General features: G+C 41.0%; 14 protein-coding genes, 1 tRNA gene and 2 rRNA genes. 14 read left to right on the top strand and 3 right to left on the bottom strand.

Annotation, left to right across the window (positions count from 1 at the left end; translation table 11 throughout):
* Positions 1–1,874 (top strand): 23S ribosomal RNA (locus HMPREF1210_RS14670); the annotation flags it as partial.
* A gap of 67 nt (positions 1,875–1,941) precedes the next feature.
* Positions 1,942–2,057 (top strand): 5S ribosomal RNA (gene rrf / locus HMPREF1210_RS14665).
* Positions 2,058–2,743: 686 nt separating this feature from the next.
* On the opposite strand, the gene HMPREF1210_RS17415 is transcribed toward rrf, so the two are convergent.
* Positions 2,744–4,192, bottom strand: coding sequence for an S-layer homology domain-containing protein (locus HMPREF1210_RS17415; protein WP_016429485.1), 1,449 nt, complete (start codon positions 4,190–4,192; stop codon positions 2,744–2,746).
* 215 nt (positions 4,193–4,407) lie between these two features.
* Here HMPREF1210_RS17415 and HMPREF1210_RS14650 point away from each other — a divergent pair.
* The 5 genes from HMPREF1210_RS14650 to tsaD all read left to right on the top strand — a co-directional run bounded on the left by HMPREF1210_RS14650 (position 4,408) and on the right by tsaD (position 7,267).
* Positions 4,408–4,483, top strand: a tRNA-Asp gene (locus HMPREF1210_RS14650).
* A gap of 160 nt (positions 4,484–4,643) precedes the next feature.
* Entirely contained in the window at positions 4,644–5,096 is a 453-nt protein-coding gene (gene tsaE, locus HMPREF1210_RS14645; protein ID WP_016429484.1) for a tRNA (adenosine(37)-N6)-threonylcarbamoyltransferase complex ATPase subunit type 1 TsaE, read from the top strand.
* Positions 5,093–5,803, top strand: coding sequence for a tRNA (adenosine(37)-N6)-threonylcarbamoyltransferase complex dimerization subunit type 1 TsaB (tsaB, locus tag HMPREF1210_RS14640; RefSeq protein WP_016429483.1), 711 nt, complete (start codon positions 5,093–5,095; stop codon positions 5,801–5,803). The genes tsaE and tsaB overlap by 4 nt, the downstream gene beginning before the upstream one ends.
* Positions 5,796–6,251 carry a ribosomal protein S18-alanine N-acetyltransferase gene (rimI, locus tag HMPREF1210_RS14635; RefSeq protein ID WP_016429482.1) on the top strand — a complete coding sequence of 152 codons (456 nt, stop codon included), beginning with the start codon at positions 5,796–5,798 and terminating at the stop codon, positions 6,249–6,251. Before tsaB ends, rimI begins: the two co-directional genes overlap by 8 nt.
* Positions 6,248–7,267: a tRNA (adenosine(37)-N6)-threonylcarbamoyltransferase complex transferase subunit TsaD gene (tsaD, locus tag HMPREF1210_RS14630; RefSeq protein WP_016429481.1), complete on the top strand. Its 1,020-nt coding sequence runs from the start codon at positions 6,248–6,250 to the stop codon at positions 7,265–7,267. The genes rimI and tsaD overlap by 4 nt, the downstream gene beginning before the upstream one ends.
* Before the next feature lie 336 nt (positions 7,268–7,603).
* Here the strand turns inward: tsaD and HMPREF1210_RS14625 are convergent, their stop codons facing one another.
* Positions 7,604–9,535 (bottom strand): ABC-F family ATP-binding cassette domain-containing protein, encoded by a 1,932-nt coding sequence (locus HMPREF1210_RS14625; RefSeq protein ID WP_016429480.1) that lies wholly within the window; start codon positions 9,533–9,535, stop codon positions 7,604–7,606.
* A 124-nt stretch (positions 9,536–9,659) separates the two neighbouring features.
* Here HMPREF1210_RS14625 and HMPREF1210_RS14620 point away from each other — a divergent pair, with 124 nt between their 5' ends.
* The 3 genes from HMPREF1210_RS14620 (at position 9,660) to tatC (ending at position 11,375) form a co-directional block, all read left to right on the top strand.
* Positions 9,660–10,316, top strand: a complete 657-nt coding sequence (locus tag HMPREF1210_RS14620; RefSeq protein ID WP_016429479.1) for a redox-sensing transcriptional repressor Rex — start codon at positions 9,660–9,662, stop codon at positions 10,314–10,316.
* 63 nt (positions 10,317–10,379) lie between these two features.
* On the top strand, positions 10,380–10,574 hold the full coding sequence (gene tatA / locus HMPREF1210_RS14615; protein WP_016429478.1) for a twin-arginine translocase TatA/TatE family subunit: 195 nt from the start codon (positions 10,380–10,382) through the stop codon (positions 10,572–10,574).
* A 21-nt stretch (positions 10,575–10,595) separates the two neighbouring features.
* On the top strand, positions 10,596–11,375 hold the full coding sequence (gene tatC, locus HMPREF1210_RS14610) for a twin-arginine translocase subunit TatC (RefSeq protein WP_036660160.1): 780 nt from the start codon (positions 10,596–10,598) through the stop codon (positions 11,373–11,375).
* Positions 11,376–11,407: 32 nt separating this feature from the next.
* Here the strand turns inward: tatC and HMPREF1210_RS14605 are convergent, their stop codons facing one another.
* Entirely contained in the window at positions 11,408–12,139 is a 732-nt protein-coding gene (locus tag HMPREF1210_RS14605) for a CPBP family intramembrane glutamic endopeptidase (protein ID WP_016429476.1), read from the bottom strand.
* Positions 12,140–12,334: 195 nt separating this feature from the next.
* Here HMPREF1210_RS14605 and groES point away from each other — a divergent pair, with 195 nt between their 5' ends.
* The 4 genes from groES to HMPREF1210_RS14585 all read left to right on the top strand — a co-directional run bounded on the left by groES (position 12,335) and on the right by HMPREF1210_RS14585 (position 16,258).
* On the top strand, positions 12,335–12,619 hold the full coding sequence (gene groES / locus HMPREF1210_RS14600) for a co-chaperone GroES (protein WP_016429475.1): 285 nt from the start codon (positions 12,335–12,337) through the stop codon (positions 12,617–12,619).
* A 31-nt stretch (positions 12,620–12,650) separates the two neighbouring features.
* Complete coding sequence (gene groL / locus HMPREF1210_RS14595; protein ID WP_016429474.1) at positions 12,651–14,279, top strand: chaperonin GroEL; 1,629 nt, start codon at positions 12,651–12,653, stop codon at positions 14,277–14,279.
* A gap of 339 nt (positions 14,280–14,618) precedes the next feature.
* Positions 14,619–15,128 carry a DUF3189 family protein gene (locus tag HMPREF1210_RS14590; RefSeq protein WP_016429473.1) on the top strand — a complete coding sequence of 170 codons (510 nt, stop codon included), beginning with the start codon at positions 14,619–14,621 and terminating at the stop codon, positions 15,126–15,128.
* A gap of 650 nt (positions 15,129–15,778) precedes the next feature.
* On the top strand, positions 15,779–16,258 hold the full coding sequence (locus HMPREF1210_RS14585; protein ID WP_016429472.1) for a DUF2975 domain-containing protein: 480 nt from the start codon (positions 15,779–15,781) through the stop codon (positions 16,256–16,258).
* Positions 16,259–16,263 lie beyond the last annotated feature (5 nt).

The following is a 16,263-nucleotide window of genomic DNA, read 5'->3' as shown; positions in this document are numbered from 1 at the left end:
ATTGTTAAGTGGAAAAGGATGTGGCGTTGCTTAGACAACCAGGATGTTGGCTTAGAAGCAGCCATCATTTAAAGAGTGCGTAATAGCTCACTGGTCGAGTGACGCTGCGCCGAAAATGTATCGGGGCTAAACAATTCACCGAAGCTGTGGATGGATTCCGTATGGAATCCGTGGTAGGAGAGCGTTCTAAGGGCGTTGAAGCTAGACCGGAAGGACTGGTGGAGCGCTTAGAAGTGAGAATGCCGGTATGAGTAGCGAAAGACGGGTGAGAATCCCGTCCACCGAATGACTAAGGTTTCCTGAGGAAGGCTCGTCCGCTCAGGGTTAGTCGGGACCTAAGCCGAGGCCGATAGGCGTAGGCGATGGACAACAGGTTGATATTCCTGTACCACCACTCCACCGTTTGAGTAATGGGGGGACGCAGAAGGATAGGGTAAGCGTACTGTTGGTTATGTACGTTCAAGCAGTAAGGCGTGGAATGAGGCAAATCCCGTTCCTATAACGTTGAGCTGTGATGACAAGGACCATTAGGTCTGAGTTCCTGATTTCACACTGCCAAGAAAAGCCTCTAACGAGGTGGAAGGTGCCCGTACCGCAAACCGACACAGGTAGTCGAGGAGAGAATCCTAAGGTGAGCGAGAGAACTCTCGTTAAGGAACTCGGCAAAATGACCCCGTAACTTCGGGAGAAGGGGTGCTCTATTAGGGTGTTAAAGCCCGAGAGAGCCGCAGTGAATAGGCCCAGGCGACTGTTTAGCAAAAACACAGGTCTCTGCAAAACCGTAAGGTGACGTATAGGGGCTGACGCCTGCCCGGTGCTGGAAGGTTAAGAGGAGTGCTTAGCGCAAGCGAAGGTGCGAATTGAAGCCCCAGTAAACGGCGGCCGTAACTATAACGGTCCTAAGGTAGCGAAATTCCTTGTCGGGTAAGTTCCGACCCGCACGAAAGGCGTAACGATCTGGGCACTGTCTCAACGAGAGACTCGGTGAAATTATAGTACCTGTGAAGATGCAGGTTACCCGCGACAGGACGGAAAGACCCCGTGGAGCTTTACTGTAGCCTGATATTGAATTTTGGTACAACTTGTACAGGATAGGTAGGAGCCTGAGATTCCGGAGCGCCAGCTTCGGAGGAGGCGTCGGTGGGATACTACCCTGGTTGTATTGAACTTCTAACCCTTGCCCCTTAGCGGGGCAGGAGACAGTGTCAGGCGGGCAGTTTGACTGGGGCGGTCGCCTCCTAAAGTGTAACGGAGGCGCCCAAAGGTTCCCTCAGAATGGTTGGAAATCATTCGTAGAGTGTAAAGGCAGAAGGGAGCTTGACTGCGAGACCTACAAGTCGAGCAGGGTCGAAAGACGGGCTTAGTGATCCGGTGGTTCCGCATGGAAGGGCCATCGCTCAACGGATAAAAGCTACCCCGGGGATAACAGGCTTATCTCCCCCAAGAGTCCACATCGACGGGGAGGTTTGGCACCTCGATGTCGGCTCATCGCATCCTGGGGCTGTAGTCGGTCCCAAGGGTTGGGCTGTTCGCCCATTAAAGCGGTACGCGAGCTGGGTTCAGAACGTCGTGAGACAGTTCGGTCCCTATCCGTCGTGGGCGTAGGAAATTTGAGAGGAGCTGTCCTTAGTACGAGAGGACCGGGATGGACACACCGCTGGTGTACCAGTTGTTCTGCCAAGAGCATCGCTGGGTAGCTATGTGTGGCCGGGATAAGTGCTGAAAGCATCTAAGCATGAAGCCCCCCTCAAGATGAGATTTCCCATTACGCAAGTAAGTAAGATCCCTCAAAGACGATGAGGTAGATAGGTTCGAGGTGGAAGCGCGGTGACGTGTGCAGCTGACGAATACTAATCGATCGAGGACTTAACCAAAATGAATTTGAATGGTTTTCAATGACCCGTTTATCCAGTTTTGAGTGAACAAACACTCAAAAAAAAGTCTAGTGATAATGGCAAAGAGGTCACACCCGTTCCCATACCGAACACGGAAGTTAAGCTCTTTAGCGCCGATGGTAGTTGGGGGGTTCCCCCTGTGAGAGTAGGACGTCGCTAGGCAAAATAAGAAACCGGTACCTTCCAAGGTATCGGTTTTTTTGTGATCTTTTATAATGTTTGAACAGGAGCGCAGCGAAAACAAGAACATTAAGAGTTTTATGGCCAGCCATGACCCTAACCCCTAAAGGGGAGCCATTCCACTGACGTTGCATGGATCTTTTCTGTTGGAGAGGGATTCTTTAGAGCAAGTAGATAAAAAGACGTCGATGGGTTCAGTAAGTAAACTTGCGAGTGAGACGGCTTTGTGCGATAAAGTGGTTCATATGAGCGATAAATATAGGAAAGCAACTTTCCAGAACAAAATCTTGTTTCATGCGCCAACTTAACTTGCCTTATGAGATACGACAATTTGATAAGCCACTAAATGGGAGCCATTCCACTAGCGATACATGGCTCTTTCTGTTGGAGAGGGATTCTTTAAAGCAAGTAGATTAAAAGGCATCGATGGTTTCAACAAGTAAACTTGCGAGTGAGTGAGACGGGTTTGAGCGATAAATGTCCAGTGTGAGCGATAAATATAGGAAAGCAACTTTCAAGAATAAAAACTTGTTTCAAAGACCAACATAACTCTTCTTATGAGATTGCCAATCTATCATTTCGTTCACGATGACGTCTTTTTTCTCTCAGGAGAGGAAAATGTATATTACAAAAAAGCCTTGCAGATTGATCATCTGCAAGGCAAATAATTATTTAATGTATTTTGAAGCAATGTAGCCATAGTAAGTCTTGCCATTTTGCTCCACTTTGACGGGATACCATGCAAAAGTATTGGTAGAATACGTTTTTTCGTCATAAACAAGACCACCAAGTATGGTGATTTGGTCTTTAGACGTGATTTTCGCTATTTCTTTAGATGAAGTTCCAGGAGATGGGCGTAGTCGGCCTTCATATCGCACAGTATCGTTTCCAGCTTCGAACATTTCTTTCGATAAAGTTCTGTCAGCTGTAGCGACTTCATAATGCATTTTTTTGAAGTCGATATTCGCTGTTGAGTTTTTATCGTATTGGAAATCAGACGTTCTCATGCCCTTGGGAACAAGATTAACATTCGATAATTCATAGGCTGAATACAATAAACTGTAAACACCTTCTTGATAAGCTGTAGTGTTTGTTAGACCGCTATCTTGGTAGAGTGGGCTGTTTTTAGGTTTAATCCCATTGTACGCCATTACTGCAAAGTACCAGCTTTGCAATTCGTCTCGATTCATTTCACCGATTGATGGCAGATTTTTATTTTTGAAGTTCGTGTTCAACATATCTACTCCAGCATAAATGTTATACGCAAGATCAGATTTTAATAGGTCTACATTGTATCCAGCGGTAGTTGTAATCTGCATCAATCCAATCCCACCATCAGGTGTAATGACGGGGGTACCATCCGAATTAAATTGTTTCCACTGTCCACTTTCTTTTGTAGCAACTGACTTTACAATTTCCGGTGGAATACCTGCATTGAGCGCTGCTCGCGTCAATAGACAGTTAACTGTCTGTCTATCCTGCTTTTTGCTATTTGGCTCATAACCACAAGCTTTAACAGGCAATTTAAAGTCCTTATTCATTGCACGTGCCAACAAGGAAGAAAATTCACTCCTGGTTAATACTCTAGATGGTTTGAATTCGCCATCTTTATAGCCTTGAGTTACACCTACAGCTAACAACTTGCGGATAGCAGAGTAAGATTTAGTATTGATAGATATATCTGAGAAAGAAATGACCTCTTCGTCTTTTAATTTAAAAGCCCTAGCGATCATTAATGCCATTTGGCCACGATCAACAGTTGCATATGGATTGAATTTTCCATTGCTACCCTGGATAATCCCTTCCTCAGCGGCAGACTCGACTGCACCTGAGAAGTCATCTTTAATACTCACATCAGGGAATCTTGTATTTCTTGGCTTTGTATCCAAACCCAACGCTCTCGCAATCATTACCGCAGCCATGCCCCTATTAACTGTTTTCTCGGGTCCAAAAAGCCCTTCGGAATAGCCATTAATAATGCCTTTTTCATACAAGTACATAATCTCATTATATGAAGCACCAGGTTTCACATCCGTAAACCCTTCAGCATTCGCTTGTCCAACATTTCCTGTTAATATCAGAACAAACGAAAATAGTAAAATATAAATCTTCTTCACTCATATCCTCTCCTCTTATCAATAGAATAACAAAATTGGAATATAATTGGTACTCCTGTTCCTAATTGTTACTGATTTCATGCTCTTTGTTGCGTTTTCATTCTTTCGAACTCACGTATAAGTAAGCACGAAAAAAAACTTTAAAAGTTTTTTCGAAAAACTATTGTAATATTTTCATACATTGGTATAATAAATCTTGTCGTTAAATATTGTGTGGTCCCGTGGTGTAGCGGTTAACATGCCTGCCTGTCACGCAGGAGATCGCGGGTTCGATTCCCGTCGGGACCGCCATTTATATTAAATTAACAATCCGCAAAGAAAGGAAACTTTCTCTGTGGATTTTTTTGTATAATTAAAAAGCCCATCGCTTTACGCTGCTCTTGTTCAAATAAAGTGAAGTATTGCGGAGGATTCGGTACACTAGAGAAAACATCAGTGAGGTATTAAATATATGACTTATATAAAACGAGTCACATCCCTTGAAGAAACGGAACAATTTGGCCAACGATTAGGGTCTCTTGTTCAAGCACAAGATGTGATTACACTAGAAGGCGATCTTGGCGCAGGCAAGACGACTTTTACAAAGAGCTTCGCAAAAGGATTAGGCGTAGAGCGTAATGTGAACAGCCCAACCTTTACGATATTAAAGCAATATGAAGGCCGCTTGCCTTTCAATCATTTGGATGTTTATCGTCTAGCTGATAGTGAAGAAGACTTAGGTTGGGATGAACTGTTTTACGGAGATGCCGTAACGGTGATTGAGTGGGCAAAGTTGATTGAATATGATTTGCCGAAAGAGCGTTTGCAAATCGAAGTTTTCTACGAAGATGAATTTGCTCGACGTTTTGAAATTACGCCTATAGGTGAACGCTATGAGCAATTATGTAAGGAGTTATTTGCATGATATGGTTAGGGATTGATACATCGAATGTGCCATTGACGATAGCGGTAGTCAAAGACAATCAGTTATTGGTTGAATGGACAAGCTCGATAAAAGTAACGCATTCTGTAGGGGCTATGCCTGCTGTAGAAGAAGCATTAAGACAAGCGGATATTAAACCGAATGAACTGGATGCTATTGCCGTAGCAGAAGGCCCAGGATCCTACACAGGAGTTCGCATCGGGGTCACAATAGCAAAAACATTGGCTTGGACGTTGAAAATTCCGGTTGTTGGGGTTTCAAGTCTTCAAACGCTTGCTGGCAACGGTTCACTTTTCAATGGGATCATTTGTCCAATTATGGATGCCAGAAGACAAAATGTGTTTTCAGCCATTTATACGAATGAGTTGGAATCTATTCTGCCAGATGGTCATTATGCGTTGGAAGCAGTGTTGGAAGAGTTGGCGACGACAGAAGAAGATATATTGTTTGTAGGGAAAGATGTAGCGATTCACTGGGAAGCCATTCAACAAGTTTTAGGTGAACGTGCTATTCGTGCACCATTTCATCAGGACTTGCCAAAAGGTTCTGTGGTAATTGAGCAAGCAATGATGAAACCATTGACTTCAATAGAAGAAACGCATCATTTCGTACCGGATTATAAGCGGATTACAGAAGCTGAAACAAACTGGCGTGCTGAACAGCAAAAGGCTGGTCAAACGAATGAGTGAATCAGTCAGCTATAGAAAAATGACCTTTGACGATATTGACGGGGTCTTGAGAATTGAACATGAAGCCTTCAGTCAACCCTGGACACGCGATGCGTTCGTTCAGGAGATGACAACAAACTTGCATGCGTATTATTTAATCGCTGAAGATGAAGATCAACAAATTGTAGGTTTCTGTGGGATGTGGCTCGTAATGGACGAAAGCCATATCACAAACGTCGCAGTGACCGAGCATGTGAAAGGCCAAGGAATCGGGGAAGGACTTATGCGTGAAGCGATTCGAGTGGCAAAAGAGCATGGTGTAGTGCTGATGACGTTGGAAGTACGTGTTAGTAATACGATCGCTCAAAATCTGTACCGTAAATTAGATTTTCAAAATGGTGGAATCCGAAAAGGTTATTATTCAGATAACCATGAGGATGCACTGGTGATGTGGGTGGAATTCAAATGACGAAAGATCAAATTATATTAGGTATTGAAACAAGCTGTGATGAGACGGCTGCATCAATTGTGCGTAATGGAAGAGAAATCGTATCCAACGTCGTTTCATCTCAAATCGAAAGCCATAAACGCTTCGGGGGAGTAGTCCCAGAAATCGCTTCTCGACATCATGTAGAGCAAGTGACAATCGTAATTGAAGAAGCGTTGAAGCAAGCGAACATGCAGCCAAGTGATTTGGATGCTGTAGCTGTTACCGAAGGACCAGGACTTGTCGGTGCATTGCTAATCGGTATTAATGCCGCAAAAGCATTCGCATTCGCAAATCAATTGCCTCTAGTTGGGGTTCATCATATAGCAGGGCATATTTATGCCAATCAGTTAGTGGAGCCTATGCAATTTCCTTTATTGGCCCTGGTCGTATCAGGCGGGCATACGGAAATAGTATTAATGAAAGAACATGGTTCGTTTGAGCTGATTGGAGAAACGCGTGATGACGCGGCAGGGGAAGCGTATGACAAAGTAGCCAGAGTGTTGAAGCTTCCTTATCCAGGTGGTCCGCATATTGACAGGTTAGCGCATGAAAGCGAAGAAGCTATCGCATTTCCACGTATTTGGTTGGAAGAAGGATCGTATGATTTCAGCTTCAGCGGCTTGAAGTCATCGGTCATCAATTATATGCACAATGCTGAACAGCGTGGGGAAGAGATTAAACCACAAGCGGTTGCTGCAGGTTTCCAAAACAGTGTGGTTGAAGTGCTCACAGCGAAGACAATGCGTGCAGCCAAGCAATTTAACGTTAAGCAAGTAATTGCAGCTGGTGGAGTTTCTGCGAACAAAGGATTGCGAAAATCGCTGGAAGACACTTTTGCAAAAGAAGGAATTCCGTTTACAGTTCCACCTTTGTTTTTATGTACCGATAATGCGGCAATGATTGCTGCTGCTGGCTCCGTTATGTTCGAAAAAGGGATTACAAGTACACTGGCAATGAACGGCAGACCAGGTATGACATTATTCGACTGGAATTAAGAAGAATCGATTCTCTAATAAAAGAGAATCGATTCTTTTTTAGCAAAAATGAATTGTGATGTCAATAGAGAACATCTGTACTTATGCACATTTTGTGGACAACTTGTGTATAAGTGACTGGAATTCAATATATAGTGGTACGATTTACATTGAAGTATGTGTATAAAAACTTTTTCCCCTGTGGATAGTGTGCATAAGTCTGTTGATAGATTGATATATCAACCTTTTGCATGTGAATAAATTTGTGGAAAGAAAAATGTCGAAATTTGTACTTGACCCATATATATGGGTCTTTAATAGTAAGAAAATACCGCATGTTTTGACATGCGGTAACAGTTAATATGATTCTAACTCTTCTTCTAATTCAACCCATTCTGTCATGAATGTTTCTTGTTCTTCTTTATAAGCATCTAGCTCTGTTTGAAGGGTCATTAATTGCGTATGATCTTGGAAAATGGCTGGGTCACATAATTTTTCTTCCACAGCATTAATTTGTTCCTCAATTGTTTGTAATTGAGTTTCAAGGTCTTCCAAGCGTCTTGTGATTTGTCGTTCCCGTTTCTTTGCCTCTTTATCGATGGTAGAAGTGGATTGCTTCGCCGTTGCAGCTTCTATTGCTTTAGGACCTGCTTGCTCAGCTCGAATTTCTTCTAACTCTTTTTTCTTTTCGACATAGTAATCGTAATCACCTAAATATTCAAAGGCACCATCACTTGATAACTCAATCACTTTCGTGGCAATCCGGTTAATAAAGTAGCGGTCATGTGATACGAATAGGATCGTACCGGGATAGTCGATTAAGGCATTCTCCAGTACTTCTTTGCTATCAAGATCCAAATGGTTAGTTGGCTCATCGAGAATCAAGGTGTTGGCTTTCAACATCATCAGTTTCGCCAAAGCAACACGCGCTTTTTCACCGCCTGATAATGAAGAAATCGATTTAGTCACATCATCACCACTGAACAGGAATCGTCCTAACACATTCCGGACATCTTTCTCATTCATTAATGGCCATTCGTCCCACAATTCTCTCAGTACGGAGCGAGTTCCCGTCAATTTTGCCTGTTCCTGGTCATAGTAACCGAATTGAACATTGGTCCCGTAATGTATGGATCCAACTATCGGTGGGATATCCTTAACCACCGTTTTCAGTAAAGTGGATTTCCCGACACCGTTCGGTCCGACCAGGGCGATGCGGTCTTCACGGAATACACGGAGATTGACGTCCTGAGAGACAGGTTTCCCAGAATAACCGACTGTTACATCCTGCACTTTCAAGACGTCATTGCCACTTTGACGGTCAATATAAAATCCGAAATTCGCAGATTTTTCATCCCCGTCCGGCGAATCCATCCAATCCGTTTTCTCCAATACTTTGCGACGCGACTGTGCCATCTTAGTCGTGGAAGCCCGTGCAAGGTTACGTTGAACAAAATCTTCAAGTTTAGCTTTTTCCTCTTGTTGCTTATCAAATGTTTTCATATCACGTTCGTACGTCTTGGCCTTTTCATCCAAGTAAGCACTATAATTACCTACAAAACGTTTCACTTTGTGACGAGAAACTTCATATACAAAGTTCACGACTTGATCAAGGAAGTAACGGTCATGCGAAACGATAAGTATCGCACCAGGATATCCTTGAAGATAACGCTCCAGCCAGCTGAGCGTATCGATGTCCAGATGATTCGTCGGCTCATCAAGAATCAATAAATCTGGCTTCGTTAATAATAATTTAGCCAATGCCAGTCGAGTTTTTTGACCACCCGATAGCGATTGAATTGGTTTTGTGTATTCTTCAGGGAAGAATTGCATTCCGTGGAGGACGGAGCGGGTATCCGCTTCATACTGATAGCCACCGGAGTCTTTGAATGCCACTTGTTTATTGTCATAGTCAGACATGATACGCGCATAAGACTCAGCGTTTTCATATACTTCGGGATTCGCCATTTGCTGTTCCAGGGAACGCAATTCTCTTTCAGCAGCCCGGTGATGCTCAAAAATGGTCATCATTTCGTCCCAAATAGATAAGTCGGAGTCAATGCCTGCATGCTGTTCCATATAACCGACTTTTGTGCCTTTAGGAATGATGATTTCTCCAGAGTCATACGACATTTCACCTGCAATAATTTTCAGGAGTGTCGACTTTCCGGCACCGTTTCGTCCGACTAAAGCCACACGGTCACGATGGTTGATTTCAAGTTTGACACCGCTTAATATTTCATCGACGACAAACGATTTATATAATTGATTCACTTGTAAGACAATCATGAATTCCACCTCAGTTCTCACTTAGTTTAATGGATGCAAGGAACTCATGCAACGACTGAACTTTACTTCTCTCATCTACTCATGTAAGATGAAAGCGATTTCGCTTGAATGCAGGAGGAACGGCATGAAACAAGAACCGCTTAAAATTCCACAAGCTACAACTAAAAGATTACCTCTCTATTACCGATTCATCCAAAACTTCTCGAACGCAGGGAAGAAAAGGGTATCTTCACAGGAACTGAGTGAAGCGATGAAAATAGATTCAGCAACTATTCGCCGGGACTTTTCACATTTTGGTGCGTTAGGCAAAAAAGGCTACGGCTATGATGTGCCACATCTGTTGGCATTTTTCCGTCAAACACTCGATCAGGATGAAGAAACGAATGTCGCATTAATAGGTGTAGGTAGTTTAGGGACGGCATTTCTGAAATACAACTTCCATAAAAATCATAACACCCGAATCGTATTGGCATTTGATACAAGTGCAACGGAAGATGGGATGATGCTTAGTGACATCCCGATCTTCGAGCCTAGCAAGCTAGAAGAAAAAATACAGGAATACGGAATCGAACTCGTGATTTTAACCGTACCTTCACGAGCAGCGCAGGAAGTAACGGACCGATTAACGAAAACATCCGTAAAAGGGATTTTGAACTTCACACCGATTCGTCTGACTGTCCCTGATACGATACGTGTTCATACAATTGATTTGTCCGTAGAGCTGCAAACACTGATTTACTTCATTAAACAGGATGAAGAAACGTTCACACATAATTCATAGAAGCAATTAGCAAACTAAGCAAAAATGCGTTAAAATAAATATAGACACGAGGAGGTGCCTATCATGCCTACAGGTCCATTGAGTATTTTATTGATTGTGGTAGTGGCTTTACTTGTATTTGGTCCGAAAAAGCTTCCTGAACTGGGACGAGCATTCGGCAGTTCGCTTCGCGAATTCAAAAATGCAACAAGAGGTCTAGTCGATGACGACGAAGATGACGATCATAAAAAGAAGAAAAAGATAGAAGAAGATAAGTAAGTACGTTAGGGTGTTTTTCTGATGGAAGAAAGAGACATGACTACAGTTGAGCATATTATTGAATTAAGAAAACGACTGATGATAATCGTCGTTTTCTTTGTTATAGCAGTGATCATCAGCTATTTTCTGGCTGGCCCACTGATAGAATTTTTGCAGGTAAGTGAAGAAGCACGCAACATAACATTGAATGCATTTAAAATTACGGATCCATTTAAAATATTAATTTCCGTAATGATGGTTTTGGCAATAGTCATGACATCCCCACTCATTTTATATCAAATTTGGGCATTCATTTCTCCAGGACTCTATCAAAAAGAGCGAACGGCAACTCTTAGCTACATTCCGTTTATCTTTTTGTTATTTATAGCAGGGGTTTCATTTTCCTACTATGTCGTATTCCCATTTGTCATCCATTTCATGGCTGACTTATCAGCTGATCTGAACATTGTGCAGACAATCGGGATCAATGAATACTTCGAATTCCTGTTTCAATTGACCATTCCATTCGGTTTTGTTTTCCAAATGCCGGTTATCTTGCTGTTCCTGACCCGATTAGGGATTTTGACACCGATGATGCTGACCAAGTATCGCAAGTATATTTACCTTGTGCTTGTGGTGGTTGCGGATATTTTAACGCCACCAGATATTATGTCGCACGTTTTGGTTACACTTCCGCTCATCTTGCTGTTTGAATTCAGCATTGTCATAGCCAAAATAGGCTATCGCAAATATATAAAGGCAGAAGCTCTTCAAAAAATCGAAGAAGCGAAACGCCAAAATGAAAGCCTTCCACCTCTATAATGGTGGAAGGCTTTTTGCTTTTAGTGCTTTTATTATTGTGAATTGGATAGTGATTCTAAATACTTTTGATAGCGTTCAATGTTCTCCATATTTAATTGAATCAATACAACAAACCCATTCAACAGCATATGGGAGATGATCGAAGTCAAAATTCGTCTAGTTTTATAGTATAAAAATGCGAATATAAATCCTGACACGGCATAGAGTAAAAGGTGTGTGAAATCAAAATGGATAATCGCAAATACGATGGCACTCACTGCACCTGCAATGAAGAAATTTGTTTTTTGGACAAGGTTACCGAAAATGACCCGTCTGAAAATCAGTTCTTCAAGAATAGGGGCAAACAAGGCAATCGCAAAAATCGCCATTGGCACTGCTTCGGCAATTTGTATTAGTGAAGCGGTATTTTCGGATCCCTGCTCGATGCCAAAGGATTGTTCAATAAGCGATGCAATGGCTTGTCCGAAGAGAACCATAAAGAAACCGGCAATTCCCCAAAGAATCGAAGCGGGGACAGAACTCTTTTTACCCTTTAAGTGATTTAAAAAAGCACCATCTTTACGGATGATTAGTAAAACAATAAGTGTGGCCACTGCCATGCTCAGGAACACCCACCAGCCACTTGCTAATAACTTGGCTTGCTCGATTTCCATGCCTTCCTGACCTTTCAAATAGCTGAAAATGAGGGGAGCAAATAAGGCGCCAGACAGTTGCATTACGATGTAAGTCAATATGAGATAAAACGCTGTTTTGTTATTTTTCACAGATAGTTTCCTTTCATCAAAAGAAGTTCTCTTCCTATTGTATTGTTTTTCGTGAGTCCTCGCAAAGAATACAAAAAATCTGTATGTTCCCACTTGCAAAAATGTGAGTGATTCATTATGATAGGAATTGTGTTAGCACTCAAGAAGAGAGAGTGCTAATAAAATAATTACTACCATTCAAGGAGGTTGTTTCACTTGTTAAAACCATTAGGCGATCGTATTGTAATCGAATTAATCGAAGCTGAGGAAAAAACTGCATTCGGTATCGTACTTCCAGACTCTGCTAAAGAGAAGCCGCAGGAAGGCAAAGTAGTTGCTGTAGGAACTGGTCGTGTACTGGATAACGGCACACGTGTTGAGTTGGATGTAAAAGAAGGCGACAAAATCATCTTCTCTAAATACGCAGGTACTGAAGTGAAATTTGAAGGTAATGAATTCTTGATTTTACGTGAAAATGATATTTTAGCAATTGTAGGCTAATACTTAAACATATTTTAGGAGGGTTTACAAAATGGCAAAAGAAATTAAATTCAGTGAAGACGCACGCAGTTTGATGCTTCGTGGTGTAGATAAATTGGCGGATGCTGTAAAAGTAACGCTTGGACCAAAAGGACGTAACGTCGTTCTTGAGAAAAAATTCGGTTCACCACTTATTACTAACGATGGTGTAACGATTGCAAAAGAGATCGAACTTGAAGATCCATTTGAAAACATGGGCGCTAAGCTTGTAGCTGAGGTAGCTTCTAAAACAAATGAAATCGCGGGTGACGGTACAACTACGGCAACAGTTCTTGCACAAGCGATGATTCGCGAAGGCTTGAAAAACGTAACAGCTGGCGCTAACCCAGTCGGTATCCGTAAAGGTATCGAAAAAGCGGTTGCTGCTGCAGTTACTGAGTTAAAAGAAATCTCTAAAGAAATCGAAGGCAAAGAATCGATTGCTCAAGTAGCATCTATTTCTGCTGCTGACGAAGAAGTTGGTCAATTGATTGCGGAAGCAATGGAACGCGTTGGAAACGATGGCGTTATCACAATTGAAGAATCTAAAGGATTCACAACAGAGCTTGATGTAGTGGAAGGTATGCAGTTTGATCGCGGTTACGCATCTCCATACATGGTTACGGATTCAGAGAAAATGGAAGCTATTTTAGAAAATCCATATATCTTGATCACTGACAAAAAAATTACAAGCATTCAAGAGATTCTTCCAGTATTAGAACAAGTGGTTCAACAAGGTAAACCATTGATCTTGATTGCTGAAGACGTTGAAGGCGAAGCTTTAGCTACATTAGTAGTGAACAAATTACGTGGCACATTCAATGCAGTTGCTGTAAAAGCACCTGGATTCGGCGACCGTCGTAAAGCTATGTTGGAAGACATCGCGGTTCTTACAGGTGGCGAAGTAATCACTGAGGAACTTGGTTTAGACTTGAAGTCTGCTAACATCACTCAATTAGGTCGCGCAGCGAAAGTTGTGGTAACGAAAGAAAACACAACAATCGTTGAAGGTGCTGGCCAACCAGAAAAAATTTCGGGTCGCGTAAGCCAAATCCGTTCACAATTAGAAGATACTACTTCTGAATTCGATAAAGAAAAATTACAAGAACGTTTAGCAAAACTTTCAGGTGGTGTTGCCGTGATTAAAGTCGGTGCAGCAACTGAAACAGAACTAAAAGAGCGTAAACTTCGCATTGAAGATGCACTGAACTCTACACGTGCGGCTGTTGAAGAAGGTATCGTTTCTGGTGGTGGTACTGCACTAGTTAACGTCTACAACAAAGTTGTGGAAGTAACTTCAGATGCAACAGGTGACGTTGCAACTGGTGTGAAAATTGTTCTTCGTGCTCTTGAAGAGCCAGTTCGTCAAATCGCAAACAACGCAGGTCTTGAAGGTTCAATCATTGTGGATCGTTTGAAACGTGAAGAAATCGGTATTGGTTTCAACGCAGCAAACGGCGAATGGGTGAACATGATGGAAGCGGGTATCGTTGATCCAACCAAAGTTACTCGTTCTGCACTTCAAAACGCAGCATCTGTAGCAGCCATGTTCCTAACTACTGAAGCAGTAGTAGCGGAAATCCCAGACAAAAATGCAGGTGGCGGTATGCCTGACATGGGCGGAATGGGCGGCATGATGTAAAATAGTCTCAAAAATGTTGATATATCAATGCTATTAAGACTTGAAAGTTTTTGGTGCCGGAATGGTGCCGTGATTTTAATTTGTAGTTGATTTTGAGAGGCTTTTCATGAGTTCACTGAACTTTTGAGAAGCCTCTTTTTTTCTATCCTTAGTTATGTGTAGAAATTAAAAGGAACTTCCACCCGGACGTTCCTTTTATTTCGCTCTCAGAATATTAAACGCAGCATAAGCTAGCGTTGCTTTTTATGTGAATTTATTAATTGTTAATCAAAAGAATTGAGTTTAGATTTAGATTTAATGCCCATAATAATCTAAGAAAACAATTCAAAGGATGATATTGTGATTTATATATATAATGACTATGGTGGAACTCATACTACAGCTCTGGCAGCTGCATATCATTTAAAAAAAATTATCCAATCAGAACGAGAACTGACAAAAGAAGAAATATTAAATGTAAACTATTTCAATAAGTTAACTAAAAAGGATTTTGGAAACATCATTTTCCATGGAATAGATGAAAATGGAGACCCAGTGTATACAATAGGTCGGAAATCTTCTAAACTTGTTGTTCCAGCAATGAAAAATTTAATTTTATTGATTCAAAGTAAACATCAATTTCATGAACAAATAATCTTCTCCAATACATCACCAACTGTACCATTAGCGATGTCGATTGGGGGTTTTTTTTCTAGAGGATTAAAAATTGATTTTATTGGTGTGCCATTATTAGTTATTGGTGCAAAACAATGTTGTGATAATATTTTTCGGTTGGTAGAAAATACAAAACAAATAGCCCAAAACAATAAGGATCAAGTGATTATTTTAGAAAATAACGAATATAAGTAATACTTTTTAATTTTATTTATTTCTGTTATAAAAAAATTCTTTAGCATGTAAGAGATTGTTTGTTTACAGTTGGAACATTATGCGCAACATCGTTAACACTAGTTGAGGTGTATTTTTTAAGCTCATTATTAAAAGGAATCTAATACCTCAAGGTGAATTTATACTTAAGTAATTAAATCGAGATGTTTATATTGAGTGATGAAAGCTTTATGGCATAAGTTAATAATGGTTATTACAGCTACAAGCGTAACTTTTATATTAGGCTTAAATATAGATAAATATGTAAACTATATTGCTCTGTTCTTAAGTTCTATTCTTACAGTATTGACTACAAAGGATCAGTTTCAACAATTCACCACTAGACATCTTAAGTTAGGTAGAAGAGCAGCGGATATTGTAATGTAATTTTGCTAACATAGTATATATGATTAGAGGCTTCACATAAATTGTTCAAGTTTATGTGAAGCCTCTTTTTTATTTCTTTAGCTCGAATACTGATGTCATTCAAAGGGGAATGCTTTTTCATTGTCTAAAATTAAAGGAATATTTATATAACAGCAAGAATAGAATTGGAAAGGATAATAATTTATTGTGAAACGATAAATATCCTGTTAAAATCAAATTGAAGATAAATAGGAGAGGTGCTTTATATGAAACGAGAAACACTCTTTTTAAAGGTAGTTATTTTTCTTATGGGAATTCCGATTCTTGCTTTATGTATATTTGTGTTGCCTGAGTTCGCTGACCTTTACACAGAATTCGAAAATGGGCTGGCTTATTTGCAATATCCTGTTTTAATCTGTATGTATGCAACGGCGATTCCGTTTTTCTTCGCTCTGTATCAGGCTTTAAGACTTTTAAGTTTTATTGACAAGAACGAAGCTTTCTCTGAATTATCTGTAAAGGCTTTAAAGAATATAAAATACTGTGCAATGACAATCAGTATCTTATATGTGGCAGTATTGCCAGCCATATTTCTTGTAGCAGATGCAGACGATGCCCCTGGACTCGTAGTAATCGGAATGGTCATTATTTTTGCTTCAATTGTGATTGCAGTCTTTGCTGCTGTTCTTCAAAAGATATTAATAAATGCCATAAATATAAAATCAGAAAATGATTTAACGGTCTGAGGTGA

The organism is Paenisporosarcina sp. HGH0030, from assembly GCF_000411295.1.
In the GTDB taxonomy this organism is placed as follows: Bacteria; Bacillota; Bacilli; order Bacillales_A; family Planococcaceae; genus Paenisporosarcina.
This window is presented reverse-complemented; position numbering and strand designations above follow the sequence as displayed.